General features: G+C 59.5%; 15 protein-coding genes. 13 read left to right on the top strand and 2 right to left on the bottom strand.

Annotation, left to right across the window (positions count from 1 at the left end; all coding sequences use genetic code 11):
• Nucleotides 1-32 precede the first annotated feature (32 nt).
• From JOE33_RS01510 to JOE33_RS01500, 3 genes are all read left to right on the top strand, one after another.
• Entirely contained in the window at nt 33-560 is a 528-nt protein-coding gene (locus tag JOE33_RS01510) for a CMD domain protein (RefSeq protein ID WP_187625588.1), read from the top strand.
• Nucleotides 560-1,147, top strand: coding sequence for a peroxidase-related enzyme (locus JOE33_RS01505; RefSeq protein WP_209924025.1), 588 nt, complete (start codon nt 560-562; stop codon nt 1,145-1,147). Before JOE33_RS01510 ends, JOE33_RS01505 begins: the two co-directional genes overlap by 1 nt.
• A 104-nt stretch (nt 1,148-1,251) precedes the next feature.
• On the top strand, nt 1,252-2,049 hold the full coding sequence (locus JOE33_RS01500) for a phosphodiesterase (protein WP_187625587.1): 798 nt from the start codon (nt 1,252-1,254) through the stop codon (nt 2,047-2,049).
• Between the two features lie 28 nt (nt 2,050-2,077).
• Here the strand turns inward: JOE33_RS01500 and JOE33_RS01495 are convergent, their stop codons facing one another.
• Together JOE33_RS01495 and JOE33_RS01490 are read right to left on the bottom strand one after the other, a co-directional pair.
• Nucleotides 2,078-2,413 carry a multidrug efflux SMR transporter gene (locus JOE33_RS01495; protein ID WP_010428624.1) on the bottom strand — a complete coding sequence of 112 codons (336 nt, stop codon included), beginning with the start codon at nt 2,411-2,413 and terminating at the stop codon, nt 2,078-2,080.
• Nucleotides 2,414-2,437: 24 nt separating this feature from the next.
• Nucleotides 2,438-3,553, bottom strand: a complete 1,116-nt coding sequence (locus JOE33_RS01490; RefSeq protein WP_054993630.1) for a type III PLP-dependent enzyme — start codon at nt 3,551-3,553, stop codon at nt 2,438-2,440.
• A 551-nt stretch (nt 3,554-4,104) separates the two neighbouring features.
• On the opposite strand from JOE33_RS01490, the gene JOE33_RS01485 reads away from it, so the two are divergent.
• The 10 genes from JOE33_RS01485 to JOE33_RS01440 are packed head-to-tail and all read left to right on the top strand — an operon-like array spanning nt 4,105 to nt 13,875.
• Nucleotides 4,105-5,175, top strand: coding sequence for a DUF6001 family protein (locus JOE33_RS01485; protein ID WP_187625586.1), 1,071 nt, complete (start codon nt 4,105-4,107; stop codon nt 5,173-5,175).
• On the top strand, nt 5,172-5,726 hold the full coding sequence (locus JOE33_RS01480; protein ID WP_187625585.1) for a DUF6031 family protein: 555 nt from the start codon (nt 5,172-5,174) through the stop codon (nt 5,724-5,726). Before JOE33_RS01485 ends, JOE33_RS01480 begins: the two co-directional genes overlap by 4 nt.
• A complete protein-coding gene (locus JOE33_RS01475) occupies nt 5,723-6,979 on the top strand; it encodes an aminotransferase class III-fold pyridoxal phosphate-dependent enzyme (protein WP_187625584.1) in 1,257 nt (418 codons plus the stop codon). The genes JOE33_RS01480 and JOE33_RS01475 overlap by 4 nt, the downstream gene beginning before the upstream one ends.
• 12 nt (nt 6,980-6,991) lie before the next feature.
• Nucleotides 6,992-7,459, top strand: a complete 468-nt coding sequence (locus tag JOE33_RS01470) for an SRPBCC family protein (protein WP_187625583.1) — start codon at nt 6,992-6,994, stop codon at nt 7,457-7,459.
• Nucleotide 7,460: 1 nt separating this feature from the next.
• Nucleotides 7,461-8,570, top strand: coding sequence for an SDR family oxidoreductase (locus tag JOE33_RS01465; protein WP_187625582.1), 1,110 nt, complete (start codon nt 7,461-7,463; stop codon nt 8,568-8,570).
• Nucleotides 8,571-8,604: 34 nt separating this feature from the next.
• The gene (locus JOE33_RS01460) at nt 8,605-9,621 is read left to right on the top strand and encodes a fatty acid desaturase family protein (protein ID WP_054993624.1); all 1,017 of its coding nucleotides are present in this window, start codon (nt 8,605-8,607) and stop codon (nt 9,619-9,621) included.
• Nucleotides 9,622-9,625: 4 nt separating this feature from the next.
• Nucleotides 9,626-10,138: a deoxycytidine triphosphate deaminase gene (locus tag JOE33_RS01455; RefSeq protein WP_187625581.1), complete on the top strand. Its 513-nt coding sequence runs from the start codon at nt 9,626-9,628 to the stop codon at nt 10,136-10,138.
• Between the two features lie 2 nt (nt 10,139-10,140).
• Nucleotides 10,141-10,815, top strand: a complete 675-nt coding sequence (gene dcd / locus JOE33_RS01450; protein WP_122694010.1) for a dCTP deaminase — start codon at nt 10,141-10,143, stop codon at nt 10,813-10,815.
• Complete coding sequence (locus JOE33_RS01445; protein WP_187625580.1) at nt 10,805-12,700, top strand: PEP/pyruvate-binding domain-containing protein; 1,896 nt, start codon at nt 10,805-10,807, stop codon at nt 12,698-12,700. The genes dcd and JOE33_RS01445 overlap by 11 nt, the downstream gene beginning before the upstream one ends.
• Nucleotides 12,697-13,875, top strand: a complete 1,179-nt coding sequence (locus tag JOE33_RS01440; protein ID WP_122578319.1) for a hypothetical protein — start codon at nt 12,697-12,699, stop codon at nt 13,873-13,875. The genes JOE33_RS01445 and JOE33_RS01440 overlap by 4 nt, the downstream gene beginning before the upstream one ends.
• Nucleotides 13,876-13,882 lie beyond the last annotated feature (7 nt).

Raw genomic sequence — 13,882 nt, 5'->3', positions numbered from 1 at the left:
GCGCATGCAACCACAGCATCGCAGGACCTTTCATGACATCGACCACTGAACATTCAACGACACCTGACGTGCTCGACAGCCTGCTGGACATCGCGCTGGGCAGCCCGCTGCACGCGGTTCGTCATGCACGGGACAAGGTGGCCCAGGCAACCCAGGGCAGTCAGGACTTGTTTTTTGACCCGGCACTGGCGCACAACCTGTCATTGAGCGAACGCCTCTGGGTGGCGTATTACGCCACGGTGTTGAGCGCGCAGCCGACCCTGAGCGGGTATTACCTGGCGCAGTTGCAGGCGGCTGGCGTCGCGGCAAACGTGTTGGCCGATGTGGACGCCAGCCGAATTGATCTGTTGGATGACCAGCGCCTGGCGGCGATCCTGCGCTTTACGCGAACCTTGATCGAGTCTCCGGTACACGGCGATCAAAGCGCATTGCAGGCGCTGCAACACCAGGGCCTGAGCACCGCTGAAATCGTGGTACTGGCACAACTGATCGCCTTTCTGTCCTACCAGGTGCGCCTGGCCGCAGGGCTGGGTGCTTTAAAATCTGCCGGAGCAGCCTGATGAGCGAACTCATGGAAATTGAAGGTTTCACCAATCAGGTGCTGGGCTGGAAAGCCTGGTTGCCCACCGTTGACCTCGACAGCGCGAGCGCCGAGCAGATCGCTGTGCTTGAAGATAGCCACCCGCAGGCCAAGACCTCGGATTACTACCTGACGCTGGCCCATCATCCGGACATTCTTCGCCAGCGCTCTCAGGCGTTCAACGCGATCATGTACGCACCCGGCGGCCTGTCGCGCGCCGAGCGGGAGCTGGCAAGCACGGTGGTGTCGCGTATCAACCGCTGCGTGTATTGCGCGTCGGTGCATGCGCAACGCTTCGAACAACTGGCCAAACGCAATGACGTCATCGCCCAGGTGTTTGCCGACCCCGCAACGGCAGGTACCACGGCGCGTGAAAAAGCGATCGTGCAGTTCGCCATCGACCTGACGCTTGAACCGGCTTCGCTCAACGCCGGGCATATCCAGGCGCTGTACGAGCAGGGGCTGGACGAGACTCAGGTGCTGGACCTGATTCACGCCATCTCGATATTCGCCTGGGCGAACCGGCTCATGCTCAACCTGGGGGAGCCGGTGTTTCCCGAGGTGTGATCGCGGCAGTGGCCCGGCTCGGCACTTCAAATGCAGTCTGGCCCGGTCGTTGCAGGTTCACTGCATGGGTGAACAAGCGACCCGGACACGATTGAGGTAATGGAATGCTGATAGCACACATTTCGGACACACATGTACGGCCCAGAGGGCAACTCTATCAAGGCGTGGTGGACTCCAACGCCATGCTGGCCGCTGCCGTCGACACGATAAACGCCCTCGACCCGGCACCCGATCTGATTTTGTTCAGCGGTGATCTGGTGGACGAGGGGCGGCCCGAAGAGTACGCGATGGCCCGGGAGTTGCTGCAACCGCTACGGCAAAAACTGCTGATGATACCGGGCAACCATGATCATCGGCAGAACCTGCGCGACGCCTTTCCCGAGCACGATTACTTCATCAATGACCAGGATTGCAGTTTCGTCTATTCGGGTTCTGCGCCGCTGCGCATCATCGGTCTGGATATCAGCGTCCCGGAGCAGCATCACGGCGATATGACCGACACCGCGACCCAGTGGCTGGATCGCACACTGGCGCAGGAGCCGCACAAGCCGACGCTGATCATGATGCATCAGCCGCCGTTTTCAAGTGGCATTCCCTACATCGATGCGTATCGCTGTGAAAGAGGCGAGCGGCTGGCGGAGGTTGTCTGCAGATACCCGGCCATCGAGCGCATCGTCTGCGGGCATATTCATCGTTTCATGCAGCTGCGCTTCGGCGGCACGCTGATGTGTACGGCGCCGAGCACGACGACGGCCATCGCCTTGCGACTGCACCCCGAGGCTGTCGACGCCTCTTATGTCGAACCGCCGGCATTGCTGCTGCATCACTGGAAAGCCGACACGGGCCTTATTACCCATTGGGTGCCGATAGGTCGTTTCGAAGGGCCTTTTGACTTCGCCTGAACGGGAATGACCCTGACAGCGCAGGCTGTCAGGTCGCCTGCTCCTTGGCCAGATTGACCAGAATGATGCCCGCGATGATCAGGCTGATGCCGCCAATTGCCATCAATGTGGGCACCTGCTGATAGCGAAACGCTGCAATGACGGTGATCAGGGTAATGCCCAGACCTGACCACATGGACGTGATCAGTGACATGGGCAAGTCCCTTTGCGCATACCCCAGACACACAATGCCAAGGCCATAGCCTGCTATCGAGGCAATCACCGGAACCCAGCGGGTGAAGCCGTTGCTTTCTTTGAGTGCAATGGTCGCTACCGTTTCAGCGACGATACCTGCGAGCAGGAAAAAATAGGCTTTTATGAGCATGACGGCAGATCGCTTTTCAGGCATTCAGGAAGGGAGAGAGATGATGCGGTCGGCATAAAACCCGTTGAACGGGGTGCGCAAGGACACCGAGTAAGCGCCGGTCGATTGAAACTCCAGCCAGTCGCCCTCCCTGATATCGCTGGCGAGCGTGTAGGGGAAGGCCAGGCGATCCATGCTGTCGCATGTAGGGCCGAAGATATTGAAAGTGTTTTCCGCTGCACCGGTGTAAGGGGCCGCGTCCCGCCACACGCGTGCGGGAAATTGCAGCCACTGCTGGGCTGATAGCAAACCGCCAAAAATACCGGCACCGCAGAAAACGCTGTGTTCGCGTCTTGAAAGCACCCGTGCAAACAGCGACATGCCGCCGTACACCAGGCCACGACCCGCTTCGCAGATCAGGTTCAGATCCTTCAGTGTCGGGCTGGTCTGAATGTGCTCGCAGACTCTGCCGACCAGGTCCGGGGTGTTACCCATGGAGTTCAGGTAATTACCCGGAAACCCGCCGCCGATATCCAGATGCCTGACGTGCTGGGCGGTGTCGCGCACAATGGCATCGGCGTCATCGAGGGCCGCGAGCCACGGGCCTTCTTCAATGGCTTGTGAGCCGACATGGAATGACAGCCCAAGTGACCAGTCAGTGCTGGACGCCACTTGATGCACCAGTTGCGTCGCCAACGCCGGGCTTGCGCCGAATTTGCCTCTGAGATCGTAAACCGCCGTCGACTCGGAGGGCGCGTAGCGCACGAACAGGCTGATCGTGCTGTCGCGTTCGGGCAATACGTCCCGCAACTTCAAGAGTTCCTCCTCACTGTCGAGCACAAATGAACGCACGCCATATCGGTAGTAGGCCTCGTGCAGGCAGTGGCGGGATTTCACTGGGTTCATCAGGTATTGAACTGCGTTGGGCAGCGTGTTGTGTACCGTCTGCACCTCGGCAAGCGACGCCACGTCAAAATGGTTGATACCGCCCTGGCTCAAGGCTTCCAGCACCTGCGGGAGTGGATTGGCCTTCATTGCATACAGCACGGTACCTGGAAAACAGCCACTGAATTGCTGTGCATTCCGGGTGATCCAGTGCGGGTCAACGGTATAGAAGGTGTCGTTGGTGTCATCGGCTAATTGCGCAAAAAGTGTGTCCACGTTGAACTTCCCTGGCTTCGAAGTGTGTTCAGGTTTGAGCAAACTTCGTGCCAGTGCTTTATGGGGGCGCTGAACAACTTAACGAGAACGATTTAATAAACATGTATACAAGATGGTCAGCCAAAACAGTGCGATTTTTAAGCATCCGAATCGGTGTGGTGCAGTTGAGTGTACGGTCTGAAACTATAAAGATAGATAGCACTTTGCTATTTTAAAAAGTGACCTTTAAATAATTTGATACATATATTAAAGTAATAATACATTAAATTTAATCGAGAAAAAGTTAGCAAATTTATAGGGTTGGCTAACCTCGGTTACGCTTCTGGCCAGTGATGGCGATTATCTGACACCTTGCTAATGCGCGATGATCAAGAGCGGTGGCACGCCGCTTGCTGGGTACTGAATCGTGAAGTAATGGGAACTTGTTCCATTGCGTCAGCGCTCGCGTTAACGACGACGAAGTAATTCATGGTCATGGATCAGGCAGGGGGTTGCTCGGCAAGCCGAGGAGCAGCCCCGATGAAGTCACCGTTATCGAGTGGGAAGGATACATGGACTTTCGTGCTTTTTATTCAGGCAACGCCCAGCAGTTTCTGGCCACGCGCCAACTTGCTTTTTCCGAACTGGAAGAGGTTGTAAAACGCCAGTACGCCGATGCGCATCTGGCCTTGATCAGCAGTTCTCCAGTACATGGCATCGCTAACGCGGCCAGTGATATAGATCTGCTATGTGTGACCGATGATCGGCAGTCCGATCAATCGATGGCCTCGCAGATCTACCACAATGAACACCATATTGAAGTGGTGGCATTTGCCCGCGAAGAAGTTCACAACGCGTTCTCCCAACTGGCGACGGACGCACACAAAACCACTGCACAGAAAATCGTTGCGTTCAAACAGTGGGACAAACAGCAAGCGGTATCGCGAAAGTATCTGGAACGTCTGGTCTGCGCGGTGTCGACCGATCAGTCGCTTCCTTATCTGGACAGTCAGAAGGACTTGAGCTCGATCTGGTCCGCTGCGGCGTTCGATGACTTTCGTCAAAGTGCCTGTTTCTCGGTGCTGGCCTGGCGCAGTGGCGAATACCGCGCGGCCGCCGCCTATGCCTGCAACGCCGCACTGTTCCTGATGAGCGCGACGCTGGCCAGCCACGGCTGGGTCAACTCCAATCGCAAGTGGACGCTGTTGCGCTGGGACCGGGCGCTGAACAGGCTCGGCATGCTGACTGACGACGGCCTTGCCCGAGCCATCGGGCAGCTGTGGCAATGCGCCTATCCGGCCTGCCGAAGTGGATTGCAGGGCGCGGAGCTCATGCACCTGTGTGAACTGACTCAACTCGCCGAGCAGACGTTCGCCTGCGAAGCCGCCTACGCCGAGTTGAAACCGGTTATCGAGCGCTCAGCTGCCAGCAGATTTTTGCCGGGGGTCGACTTCGTGCTCACCGATAATCAGCAGGCGACCCTGTTGACGCAGCTGGATGTGCCGGAATTGCACAGCACCCGCCCGATCGACCTGGCCGAGCAATCCCGCGAAGTGGCTGCGTGTTTTCTGCGTGCCGCACGCGCCGGGCTGGTCATTTTTTCACTCAAGGACTCACATTCGATGCAGGGAGCACACGCATGATTGCCAATACACAAGCCGCCGTTCGCCAATGGTTCCCCCGGCTCGGTGGCGGCTACATATACCCGGCCGGCCCCTACGCGCAAAAGCTCATATCGGTGGCCTGGTTGCTCATGACCGAGCTTGAGGCGTATCTGGAAGACCTGGACGGCGCGGCGGACGAGCCCCTGGTGGTGGATGCGTTGAGAATCAAACTGGCTGAGTTGATGGTCGACATCGACTGCCGACTCGCCGGTGCCGACACCCCGAACGAGCTGCACCAGTTCGCACTGTTCAGCGAGTACGGTCTTACCGACGTCATTGCCCACACAGGCCCCGTCGCCGTGGAATGGCTGGGCATTCCCGCTGACAGCGCTGCAGGTCAGGACAATGAAGCCGAGTGGCTGATCGAAGTGTTCAGGGAGCTGCTGGACGCCTTTCCCGGGAAATTGTTCAACCCCTTGCTGCCTGGCACTCAGGGTCAGGTCCTGCGAACCCTGCGTGACTGGGACCGCTCCTGCCGTCTGGCAGGTGGCGACGCTGCCTTCCTGGCACCTTTGATGAGGTCTCTATGAACAGTCATGTCCTGACCGCGCCGGCGAGCGTACCAGCGCGCAAATCCTCATTCGTCGAACGTTACGGAGCGGTGTTTGGCCGTGAGCAAGGTCTTATGTTGCGCATGGCCGGGCTGACCGCAGCCGAGCACTCGGCGCAAGGTTCGTGGATAACCGATGACACCGGCCGCCGCTGGCTGGACTTCGGCTCCTTCGGGCTGCACCTGCTGGGCCATCGCCACCCTGAAGTCGTGGCTGCGCTGACGCGCCAGGTCACATCGCTGGGCCTTTCCAGCCGGATACTGGCCAACGAATCCAGCCTGAGCGCCGCCGAGCGGCTCGTGACGTGTGTCGGTCGTCCGGGCAACGGTGTGCTTTACGGCAACAGCGGTTCGGAGGTCATCGAAGCAGCCCTCAAGCTGGTGCGCATGCAGACCGGCCGGCGGCGAATCATCGCATTGACCCACGCCTACCATGGGCGGACCAGTGGCGCGCTGGCGGTCAGCTATGGCTATCGCGGGCACGCCACGCTGATGCACGCCGAAGATGTCGTGTTCATTGCCGCCGGTGATCTTGCCGCTGCACGCCAGGCACTGGCAGAGGGCGATATTGCCGCAGTGATCGCCGAGCCGGTTCAGGGAGAGGGCGGAATCAGGCCGGTCGACCTGGGTTTTCTGGGCGAACTGGCAGGTCTGTGTCGCGAGCATGGCGCGTTCATGATTCACGATGAGATTCAATCCGGCCTGGGGCGTAGCGGAGCGCTGGTCTGCGGCGCGCCTGCCGACATCATAGTGTTCGGCAAAACCCTGGGCGGCGGTGTGTTTCCGGTAGCCGCAGCCATTTACGACAGCAGCCGGTTCGGCGCACCGGCGCGTGATCCAGTCGTACATGCCTCGTCCTATGCCGGCAGCGCGCTGGCGGGAGCCGTGGTCAACGCTGTGCTCGACGTGGTCAGCGATCCCGCATTCTGCCAGCGCGTCAACCAGCTGGGGCAGGTGGCCATGAGCATCCTGCGTGAGCGTTTAAAGGACTGTCCCGCCGTGGCTGAAGTGCGAGGCAGCGGCCTGATGATCGGGGTGGAGTTCACCTCCAGCAACTATGTGGCGCAGACCCTGATCGAAGCCGCGCAGCGCAACGTGCTGCTGGCTTTCTGCCTTAGCGCAACCCGGGTGCTGCGGGTTTATCCCGACGCGACCATCTCCCGAGACCACCTCGAACAAGGCCTCAACAGTTTCTGTGATGCCGTCGATGCGGCTTATCGTTCCATTCAATGACGGAGAGTTCCTATGCCTGATGTATCAACCAGTGTTCTTCTCGGTGATTTCGAGCCTGGCGAGGTCTGGCCGATTCTCTCGGACTTCGCGCGCTACCCCGACTTCATGAGCGATGTGCTGGAGGTGATCGTTCACCCCCGGCAGAGTGAATACGTTTCCAGTACGTGGCGCGTATTGATCAATGGCAGCGAGCTGACCTGGACCGAGCAGGATTGGCTGGTGACGGACGAGCGCATCGAGTTCAAGCAAATCGATGGCGACCTTGAGGTCTGGTACGGCGAGTGGCTGCTGGTCCAGCGCGAAGACGGCTTGCACGTGGACCTGAATGTCACCTTCGACCTCGGCATCCCGTCGCTGGCCGAAGTCCTGCACCCGATCGGTGAACGGGCGATTCGCGCCAACAACATCCAGATGCTGGACGGGATACGCAATCAGCTGCTCGCTCGCCGTCATCAGCGGGTTGCGGCAGGGGGCTGCTGATATGCGCTCGACACTGATCGTCACCGGCGCCAGTGGTGCGCTGGGCTCCTGGTTCGTGCGCGACTGGCTCAGTCAGCATCCGGACTCGCATGTGATTGCCTTGTTCCGATCTTCACAGGCGGCCAGCCGCTGCCTGCAGGATTTGCCTGCGCACAGCCGCTCGCGGCTCGAATGCCGGATTGCCGACCTCACAGACGCCGACTCACTGAATACGCTGGCTGCCACGCTGCCCGCTATCGAGTGCGCCACGGCAGTCCATCTGGCTGCCGATGTGGCCTGGGACAAGACCTTCGAAGAGATGCACGAGTTGAATGTCGAGGGTGCGCAGCTGTTCTGCGGCTTTGTTCAGAAGCTGGTGCGCAAGCCTCATTTCATTTACGTGTCGACAGCGTTCACCCGTTGTGAAAGCTGGACCTATCGCAACGGTTACGAGGAAAGCAAGGCAGCGGCAGAGCGTGGCTTGCGTGAGACCTTCGGCGCGCAGATGCCGATTTCCGTGTTCAGTTGCAGCCTGGTCATCGGCGCTACCAGCGATGGTGCAATCAGTCGCTTTCACGGCCTGTACCCGTTGATTCGCTTCATCAATTCCTTTGCACCGCCGTTTCTTGTCGGCAATCGCCAGGGGCTGTTCGATCTGGTGCCTATCGATTGGGTGGTGGACGAATTGATCCACCTGGTCAGTCATTGCGTGGCCGGTGGCGAAGCGCGCGAGGTCGTCGCCTCGGCGGGGGATGCACGCCTGCCTTATGAGCAGGTAATCCGCATCATCGAGTCGCGCATCGATCATGCCCGGCAGCAAGCGGGTATTGAGCCCTTGACCCCGGCACCGATCCTGCGCAGCCGGCAATGGGCGTTCCTCAAGCGATCGCTGGTCGCATGGCGCCCCGAAGGTATTTCGACCCGGGATTTCCGCTATTTCGAGCGCCTGTTGCAAATCTATGGCGTGTACGCCGAAAGCGATCTGGTCAGGCCACCGTTGAATGTGCGGCGCCCGGCACCCGGCGCGGAAGTGTTTTTACCCAAAGCGGTGGATTACTGGCTGGCTCATGCGCCCGAGGCGCGGATCAGCCTGGACAAGCTCGTCGCCAAATCGGCGGCAATGCACGGTTAGCAGGCCCTTTCAACGATTGAACGGGAGATGGAACATGATAGACACAATCGAACTCGACACGATGGACAGTGGCGCTTACGACCGACGCTCCGAGCGCGCCATGCTGGCACGCGACAACCTGTCACTGACCGCAGATCTCAAGCAACTCAGCAACTGGCGGCAGGCCTTGCAGATCGGCGTGCAGTGGGCGGTGATCGCCGCCGCAGTCACGCTGGCTGAAGCCAGCGACTCGATGCTGGTGTGTCTGATCGCGGCACTGGTCATTGCGACGCGACAGCACGCGTTGCTGGTACTCATGCACGATGCGGCGCATTTGCTGATCAGCCGTGACAGGCGGCGCAACGATCTGATTTCCAACGTGTTCCTGACGTTCCCGCTGACGTTGAGCACGTCACGCTATCGGGCCCACCACATTGCCCACCACAAGCACCTCAACACGCTGGACGATCCGGACTACGCCGATGCCTTCGCACCCGCCAGTTCCGGACTGTTCTGGCAGGCTCTGCTGCGCGACATCAGTGGGCTGTCGACCCTGCAATCGCTACGCACGATGGACAGCTTCAGCGTGATCGGACTGTTCACTCACCCCGCGCCGTCGACCCGTATCGAGCGTTATCAGGCAATGGCCTTCTATGCCTGCGCCGCGCTGCTCATCACTGCTTTGCAGGCCTGGCCGGGTGTGCTGCTGTACTGGCTGGCGCCGCTGGTGTTCTTCCTGCCGCCGATTCTGCGCATTCGCAGCCTGTCGGAGCACGCAGGTCTTTCGACACAGAGCGTGAAGCGCGATGCACGCAGTGTCAGTCCGGGCTGGCTGGAACGAGGGCTGTTTGCGCCGTGCAATATCAACCGGCACTGGGAGCATCACCTTTTTCAACAGATACCCAGCTATCACCTGGGCACCTTGTCCCGACGTCTGGCGCAACGCCTGCCTGGCTCGGCAGCCGCCTGCAACACCCAGGGTTATCTCTTGGGGGAACGCAGCATGCGCGCCGAGTTATATGGTGCCAACGGCCGGGCGCGTGCCGTGGCCTCTCTGGATCAGGAGGCTTGAACCCATGATGCTGACCGGTTCTGAAATAGTGAAGATGCGCGAGGTCGGCAGTGTCGTCATCGAGCCGTTCGACCCCGTACATGTCGAGGTCAACTCATATGGCTGTCACCTGGCTGATCTGCTTCTGGAGTACCGCAGCGACCGCATCGATCCTCACGGTGAGCTGGAGGTGGTCGAGCACCATATTCCGCCCGAAGGCTTCGTGCTGTACCCCAACCGTTTTTACCTGGGCGCCACTGCCGAGCAGATCGGCGGTATCGATTTTGCCAGCGAGCTTTACGCCAATGTGTCCACGGCGTCCTGTGGCGTTTTCATCCAGACCAGTGCGCCGCTCGGTCATACCGGCGCGGCCTTCAGCTGGACTCTGGAAATCGTTGTGACTCAACCGGTGCGGGTTTATGCCGGCACCAAAGTGGCCAAGGTCTGCTTCTGGGCGAACTTCGGCATGACCACCTGCTACGCGGGACGCTACTTGGGCTCCAAGAGCACCGTGCCCTCGAAAATCATTCTGGATTGACCATGATATTGACCGGTAGTGAAATCGAAAATCGCGTGCGTTCGGGTGAAATCGTCATCAGTCCGTTTTCCCATGAGAACGTCAATCCCAACAGCTATAACTTCCGCCTGCATGACCAGATGAAGGTCTATGAAGACGATGTGATCGATGTGCGCGCCGAGGCGTCGACCCGAACCATCGAAATCGGTCCGGAAGGCTATGAATTGCAGCCCATGAAGCTGTATCTGGCCTCGACCATAGAAACCATGGGCAGCACCCATTTCGTACCTACCTATGCGGCTCGGTCCTCGATCGCAAGGCTGGGCATGTTCATCAATCTGTCGGCACCGCTGGGCGACATCGGCTTTGTCGGGCGCTGGACCTTGCAGCTGTATGCGCTCAACCGCATTCGGGTTTACCCCGGCATGAACATCGGTCAAATGATGTTCTGGAACGTCAAGGGCGATATCGAGCTGTACTCCGGAAAATATCAGGGCGCGACCGAAGCCTTCGCGTCACGCATCTTCATGGATTTCGAAAAAACGCCGCGTCCGCAGCCGCTGCTGCCCACCCTCGCGCCATTCCCCGTTGTAGCAGCCCAGGAAGAGGTCGATGCGGCACCCGATGCGCTGGCGGTCAGGTCCGGGCGAATGGCCACCGATATTCCACTGATAGCAGGAGGCCGTCGTGTCCAGTAAATACTCGACTTTGAAACAGCTTGCCGGTGATCTGCCGGTGCCCGCCCTGAGCGCGCTGCAAGATGCAGATTACCGCGTGTTATGGCAGGACTTTGCCAGCCGCAAACAGGCCATCGAGGACATGCTGAAAACCGTGCGGATCACCGCCGGTGCCTTCCTTGACGAGCACATGGACAGAATTGCCCGGCTGGCCGAGTTCCAATGGAGTGACGCTGCCGACAGCCATCTTCAGACGTTGCTCGAGCAGGCAGGCTTTGACGCCGACAGCGAACTTGCCGTGCGCTCTTCGGCGAATATCGAGGACGGTAACCAACACAGTTTCGCCGGAATCTTCAGCACGCATCTGTCGGTCAACGGGTTGCCTGCGCTCAAAGCAGCGATTCTGGATGTATGGCGCTCCGGGGTTTCCCGTCAGGCCATCCTGGAACGCTTGCGAGCGTCGATGCTGGAAACACCGGTCGAGATGACGGTGATCATGCAGCGCATGGTCAAGGCTCGCTTCGCAGGCGTTGCGTTCAGCCATGATCCGCTGACTGGCGAGGCCGTGACGCTGATCGAAACGGTCGCATCGCTGGGTGAAGCGATGGTTTCCGGTGTGCAGAAAGGCATGTCGGCGCGGATAGGTGACCAGCAATTGCTGGACTGTGACCCTGCGTTGGAACCGCATACGGCGTTGCTGCTGGAGGTGGCTGCGCTGGCCTCCAGGGCATCTGCGGCGTTGGGGATGCCTGCCGACATCGAATGGGCGGTGGATGAAGGGCAGCTCTGGCTGCTGCAGGCCAGACCCGTCACCAGCCTGCGCGAGGCGCGCAGCCTGGAGCCGGTGCTGGAGTGGACTGAACTCTACCTTGCCAGTGACGATGCACTGACGGACTTCCGTCCATTGCCTGCCTTTGCGCAGTATTTTCGAAGCAAGCGCCGTCCGCTGGCCTTGTTCGCGCAAACCCACGACGTCTCGGCAGGCCAGGCATTGCTGATAAAGGCCAATCGCCAGGGGCTGCTCGAACCGGCCATGAGCCAGGCTCTGCTGGACAGGCTCAAGACCAATCAAGTGGTACTGGACTTTTCCGATCAGGTTCGCCAGCAGATCCTCGAGCGTGGCGCACTGCGTGAACGGCTGCTTGAACTCAGCGATGAGCGGGTGGTGTGTTTCGTGCTGCGCGAGTTTCTGAAAGGTGAAACCGGGCTGATCACCCAAGCGTGTGATGACGGCTCGACGACCTGTGAGTGGTCATCGGAAGGTTTGCTGGCGATCAATCGCGGCATTGCCGGCACTCAACGCGCGCGCCTGGCGACGAACGACCCGGGCGGCCCCGCCGATGCACAGCAACTGCACAGCATCACGCATGCGGCTGGCGAGCTGCTGGGCTCGGTGCAACTGGAATGGGTAAGGGCAGGGCAGCAGTTGCACCTGATCGATTTTTCGCCGTTGTCGACGTTCGTGCAGGTGCAGGATTCAACCGAAATCCGCCTGATTTCGCCAGGTTATGCCGACGGGCCGGTGGTGCTGGTCACGGCGGGTCGACAACTGGAAGAACTGAGTATCTCGGCCACCGTGTCGATCAATTCGATCCCTTCCTCCAGCTCGCTGGGTGCCGAACTGGAAGAGCTTGAGCGGCAACTGCGTGTTCACGACGGGCAGGCGATTGTGGTTTCGCCGCGTCCTTACGCAGCCCTGGCGGCATTGCTGCCGTTCGCGCGCGGTTTTGTCTTCGAGCAGGCGTCCATGCTTTGCCATCTTTCCATTCTGCTGCGTGAACACGGCATTCCCGCCGTGGAGTCCGAGGCGCTGTATCAGCAGGGGCTTGCCGGACAACGGATCACGTTCAGCCAGAGCCCGAAGGCGCTGCCTCACGCTGTCAACGAAGTACGGGAGCTACAATGACTACGGATATTTCACTGTTGTTTTTCGATCCGCACACCCTCAATGGCAGCCTCGATTGTGCGCTGGTCGCCATTGTCGACACCGAGGCCGCGCGAGCCCGTCACTCGGACAACGGTCTGTTCATCCCCAGCGGCACGCTGCATGCGCAGTGGCTTTCCAATGCCCATCACACCCATGTGCCGATGCCCATGAAGGACTTCGACTTTCAGGTCTTCAATGCCGGGCAACGCAAGCGCACACAGGACAGCCGTTCGCGCATGCACATGCTGGATCCGACGCTCAATCGTCGGCCGTCCGATCAGGCGTTGATGGCCACCCTGGCGGTGATGCATCACGCCGATAAATGCAGCATCTATCACTATGTCCATGAGGGCGAAGCCGGGGCCTTGTTCCTGCATTTGATGGATGTCGAACCGGTCGAACGTGCTTCATGGAGGGCCTGGCAACGTTTGGCCAGATCCGCTGCTGCGCGTGTGGCCGTTTCGCAACCGATGCTTAGCGATGACTGCTGGTACGTGCGCTGGCGTCCGGAGATGGAACTGGAACGTAAATTCACCTCGTTTCAGATACCCGACATGTGGCAGTTGTCCACGGCGATGCACAAGGCGTTCGCAGAGGGCGCTTTCAAGGATCTGGTGCTGGAAATCGACCGCGATTTTCAAACCTACGACTATGAATCGCATATCTTCGAAGTGACTGGCGACCCCCTCGAAGCCGGTTACATCTCGTTCATTCCCCAGGCCGACGGACTGATGGCGGTCAAGCGCAAATGGTTTCTCGAGAATGCGGAATTGCGTCGAGAGGACTTCAACACCGATCAGCCGGTGGCGTTTGCCGATATCGAAACGCACGCCCGCTCGATGACCTCGGCAAACCTGCGTCGGCTCAAGCCGTTCAGGCGCACCCGGATCGACATCAATTTCGAATCGCTGAGGACCGGTAATGGCTTCGGGGCGTACTTCGATGTCTGCCGCATGGTCGACGGAAGCGCCGAGTTTGCCCAGGTCGAAGTCGAATATTGCCGCAGCAGGACCCTGCATACGCTGCGTGAGGTGGAGGAGGACTTTGAAACCGTATCCAACGTGATGCGCGATTTTCTGGCCGAGCAACGCCTGCCGTTTCAGCAGGATCTCTATTCGAAACTCGACTTTGCCCGTGAGGCGAGTCGGCTCTGAATTCACT

The sequence above is a fragment of the Pseudomonas sp. PvP027 genome (genome assembly GCF_017833005.1).
GTDB lineage: Bacteria > Pseudomonadota > Gammaproteobacteria > Pseudomonadales > Pseudomonadaceae > Aquipseudomonas > Aquipseudomonas congelans.
Note: the sequence above shows the minus strand (reverse complement) of the source record. Positions and strands in the feature narration are given on the sequence as shown.

Excerpts from the sequence above, each read along its gene's own strand:
- JOE33_RS01480 (WP_187625585.1), top strand. The coding sequence starts at position 5,172 with ATGATTGCCAATACACAAGCCGCCGTTCGCCAATGGTTCCCCCGGCTC.
- JOE33_RS01440 (WP_122578319.1), top strand. The coding sequence starts at position 12,697 with ATGACTACGGATATTTCACTGTTGTTTTTCGATCCGCACACCCTCAAT.
- JOE33_RS01500 (WP_187625587.1), top strand. The coding sequence starts at position 1,252 with ATGCTGATAGCACACATTTCGGACACACATGTACGGCCCAGAGGGCAA.
- JOE33_RS01475 (WP_187625584.1), top strand. The coding sequence starts at position 5,723 with ATGAACAGTCATGTCCTGACCGCGCCGGCGAGCGTACCAGCGCGCAAA.
- JOE33_RS01495 (WP_010428624.1), bottom strand. The coding sequence starts at position 2,413 with ATGCTCATAAAAGCCTATTTTTTCCTGCTCGCAGGTATCGTCGCTGAA.
- JOE33_RS01510 (WP_187625588.1), top strand. The coding sequence starts at position 33 with ATGACATCGACCACTGAACATTCAACGACACCTGACGTGCTCGACAGC.
- JOE33_RS01455 (WP_187625581.1), top strand. The coding sequence starts at position 9,626 with ATGATGCTGACCGGTTCTGAAATAGTGAAGATGCGCGAGGTCGGCAGT.
- JOE33_RS01485 (WP_187625586.1), top strand. The coding sequence starts at position 4,105 with ATGGACTTTCGTGCTTTTTATTCAGGCAACGCCCAGCAGTTTCTGGCC.
- JOE33_RS01505 (WP_209924025.1), top strand. The coding sequence starts at position 560 with ATGAGCGAACTCATGGAAATTGAAGGTTTCACCAATCAGGTGCTGGGC.
- JOE33_RS01460 (WP_054993624.1), top strand. The coding sequence starts at position 8,605 with ATGATAGACACAATCGAACTCGACACGATGGACAGTGGCGCTTACGAC.
- dcd (WP_122694010.1), top strand. The coding sequence starts at position 10,141 with ATGATATTGACCGGTAGTGAAATCGAAAATCGCGTGCGTTCGGGTGAA.
- JOE33_RS01470 (WP_187625583.1), top strand. The coding sequence starts at position 6,992 with ATGCCTGATGTATCAACCAGTGTTCTTCTCGGTGATTTCGAGCCTGGC.
- JOE33_RS01465 (WP_187625582.1), top strand. The coding sequence starts at position 7,461 with ATGCGCTCGACACTGATCGTCACCGGCGCCAGTGGTGCGCTGGGCTCC.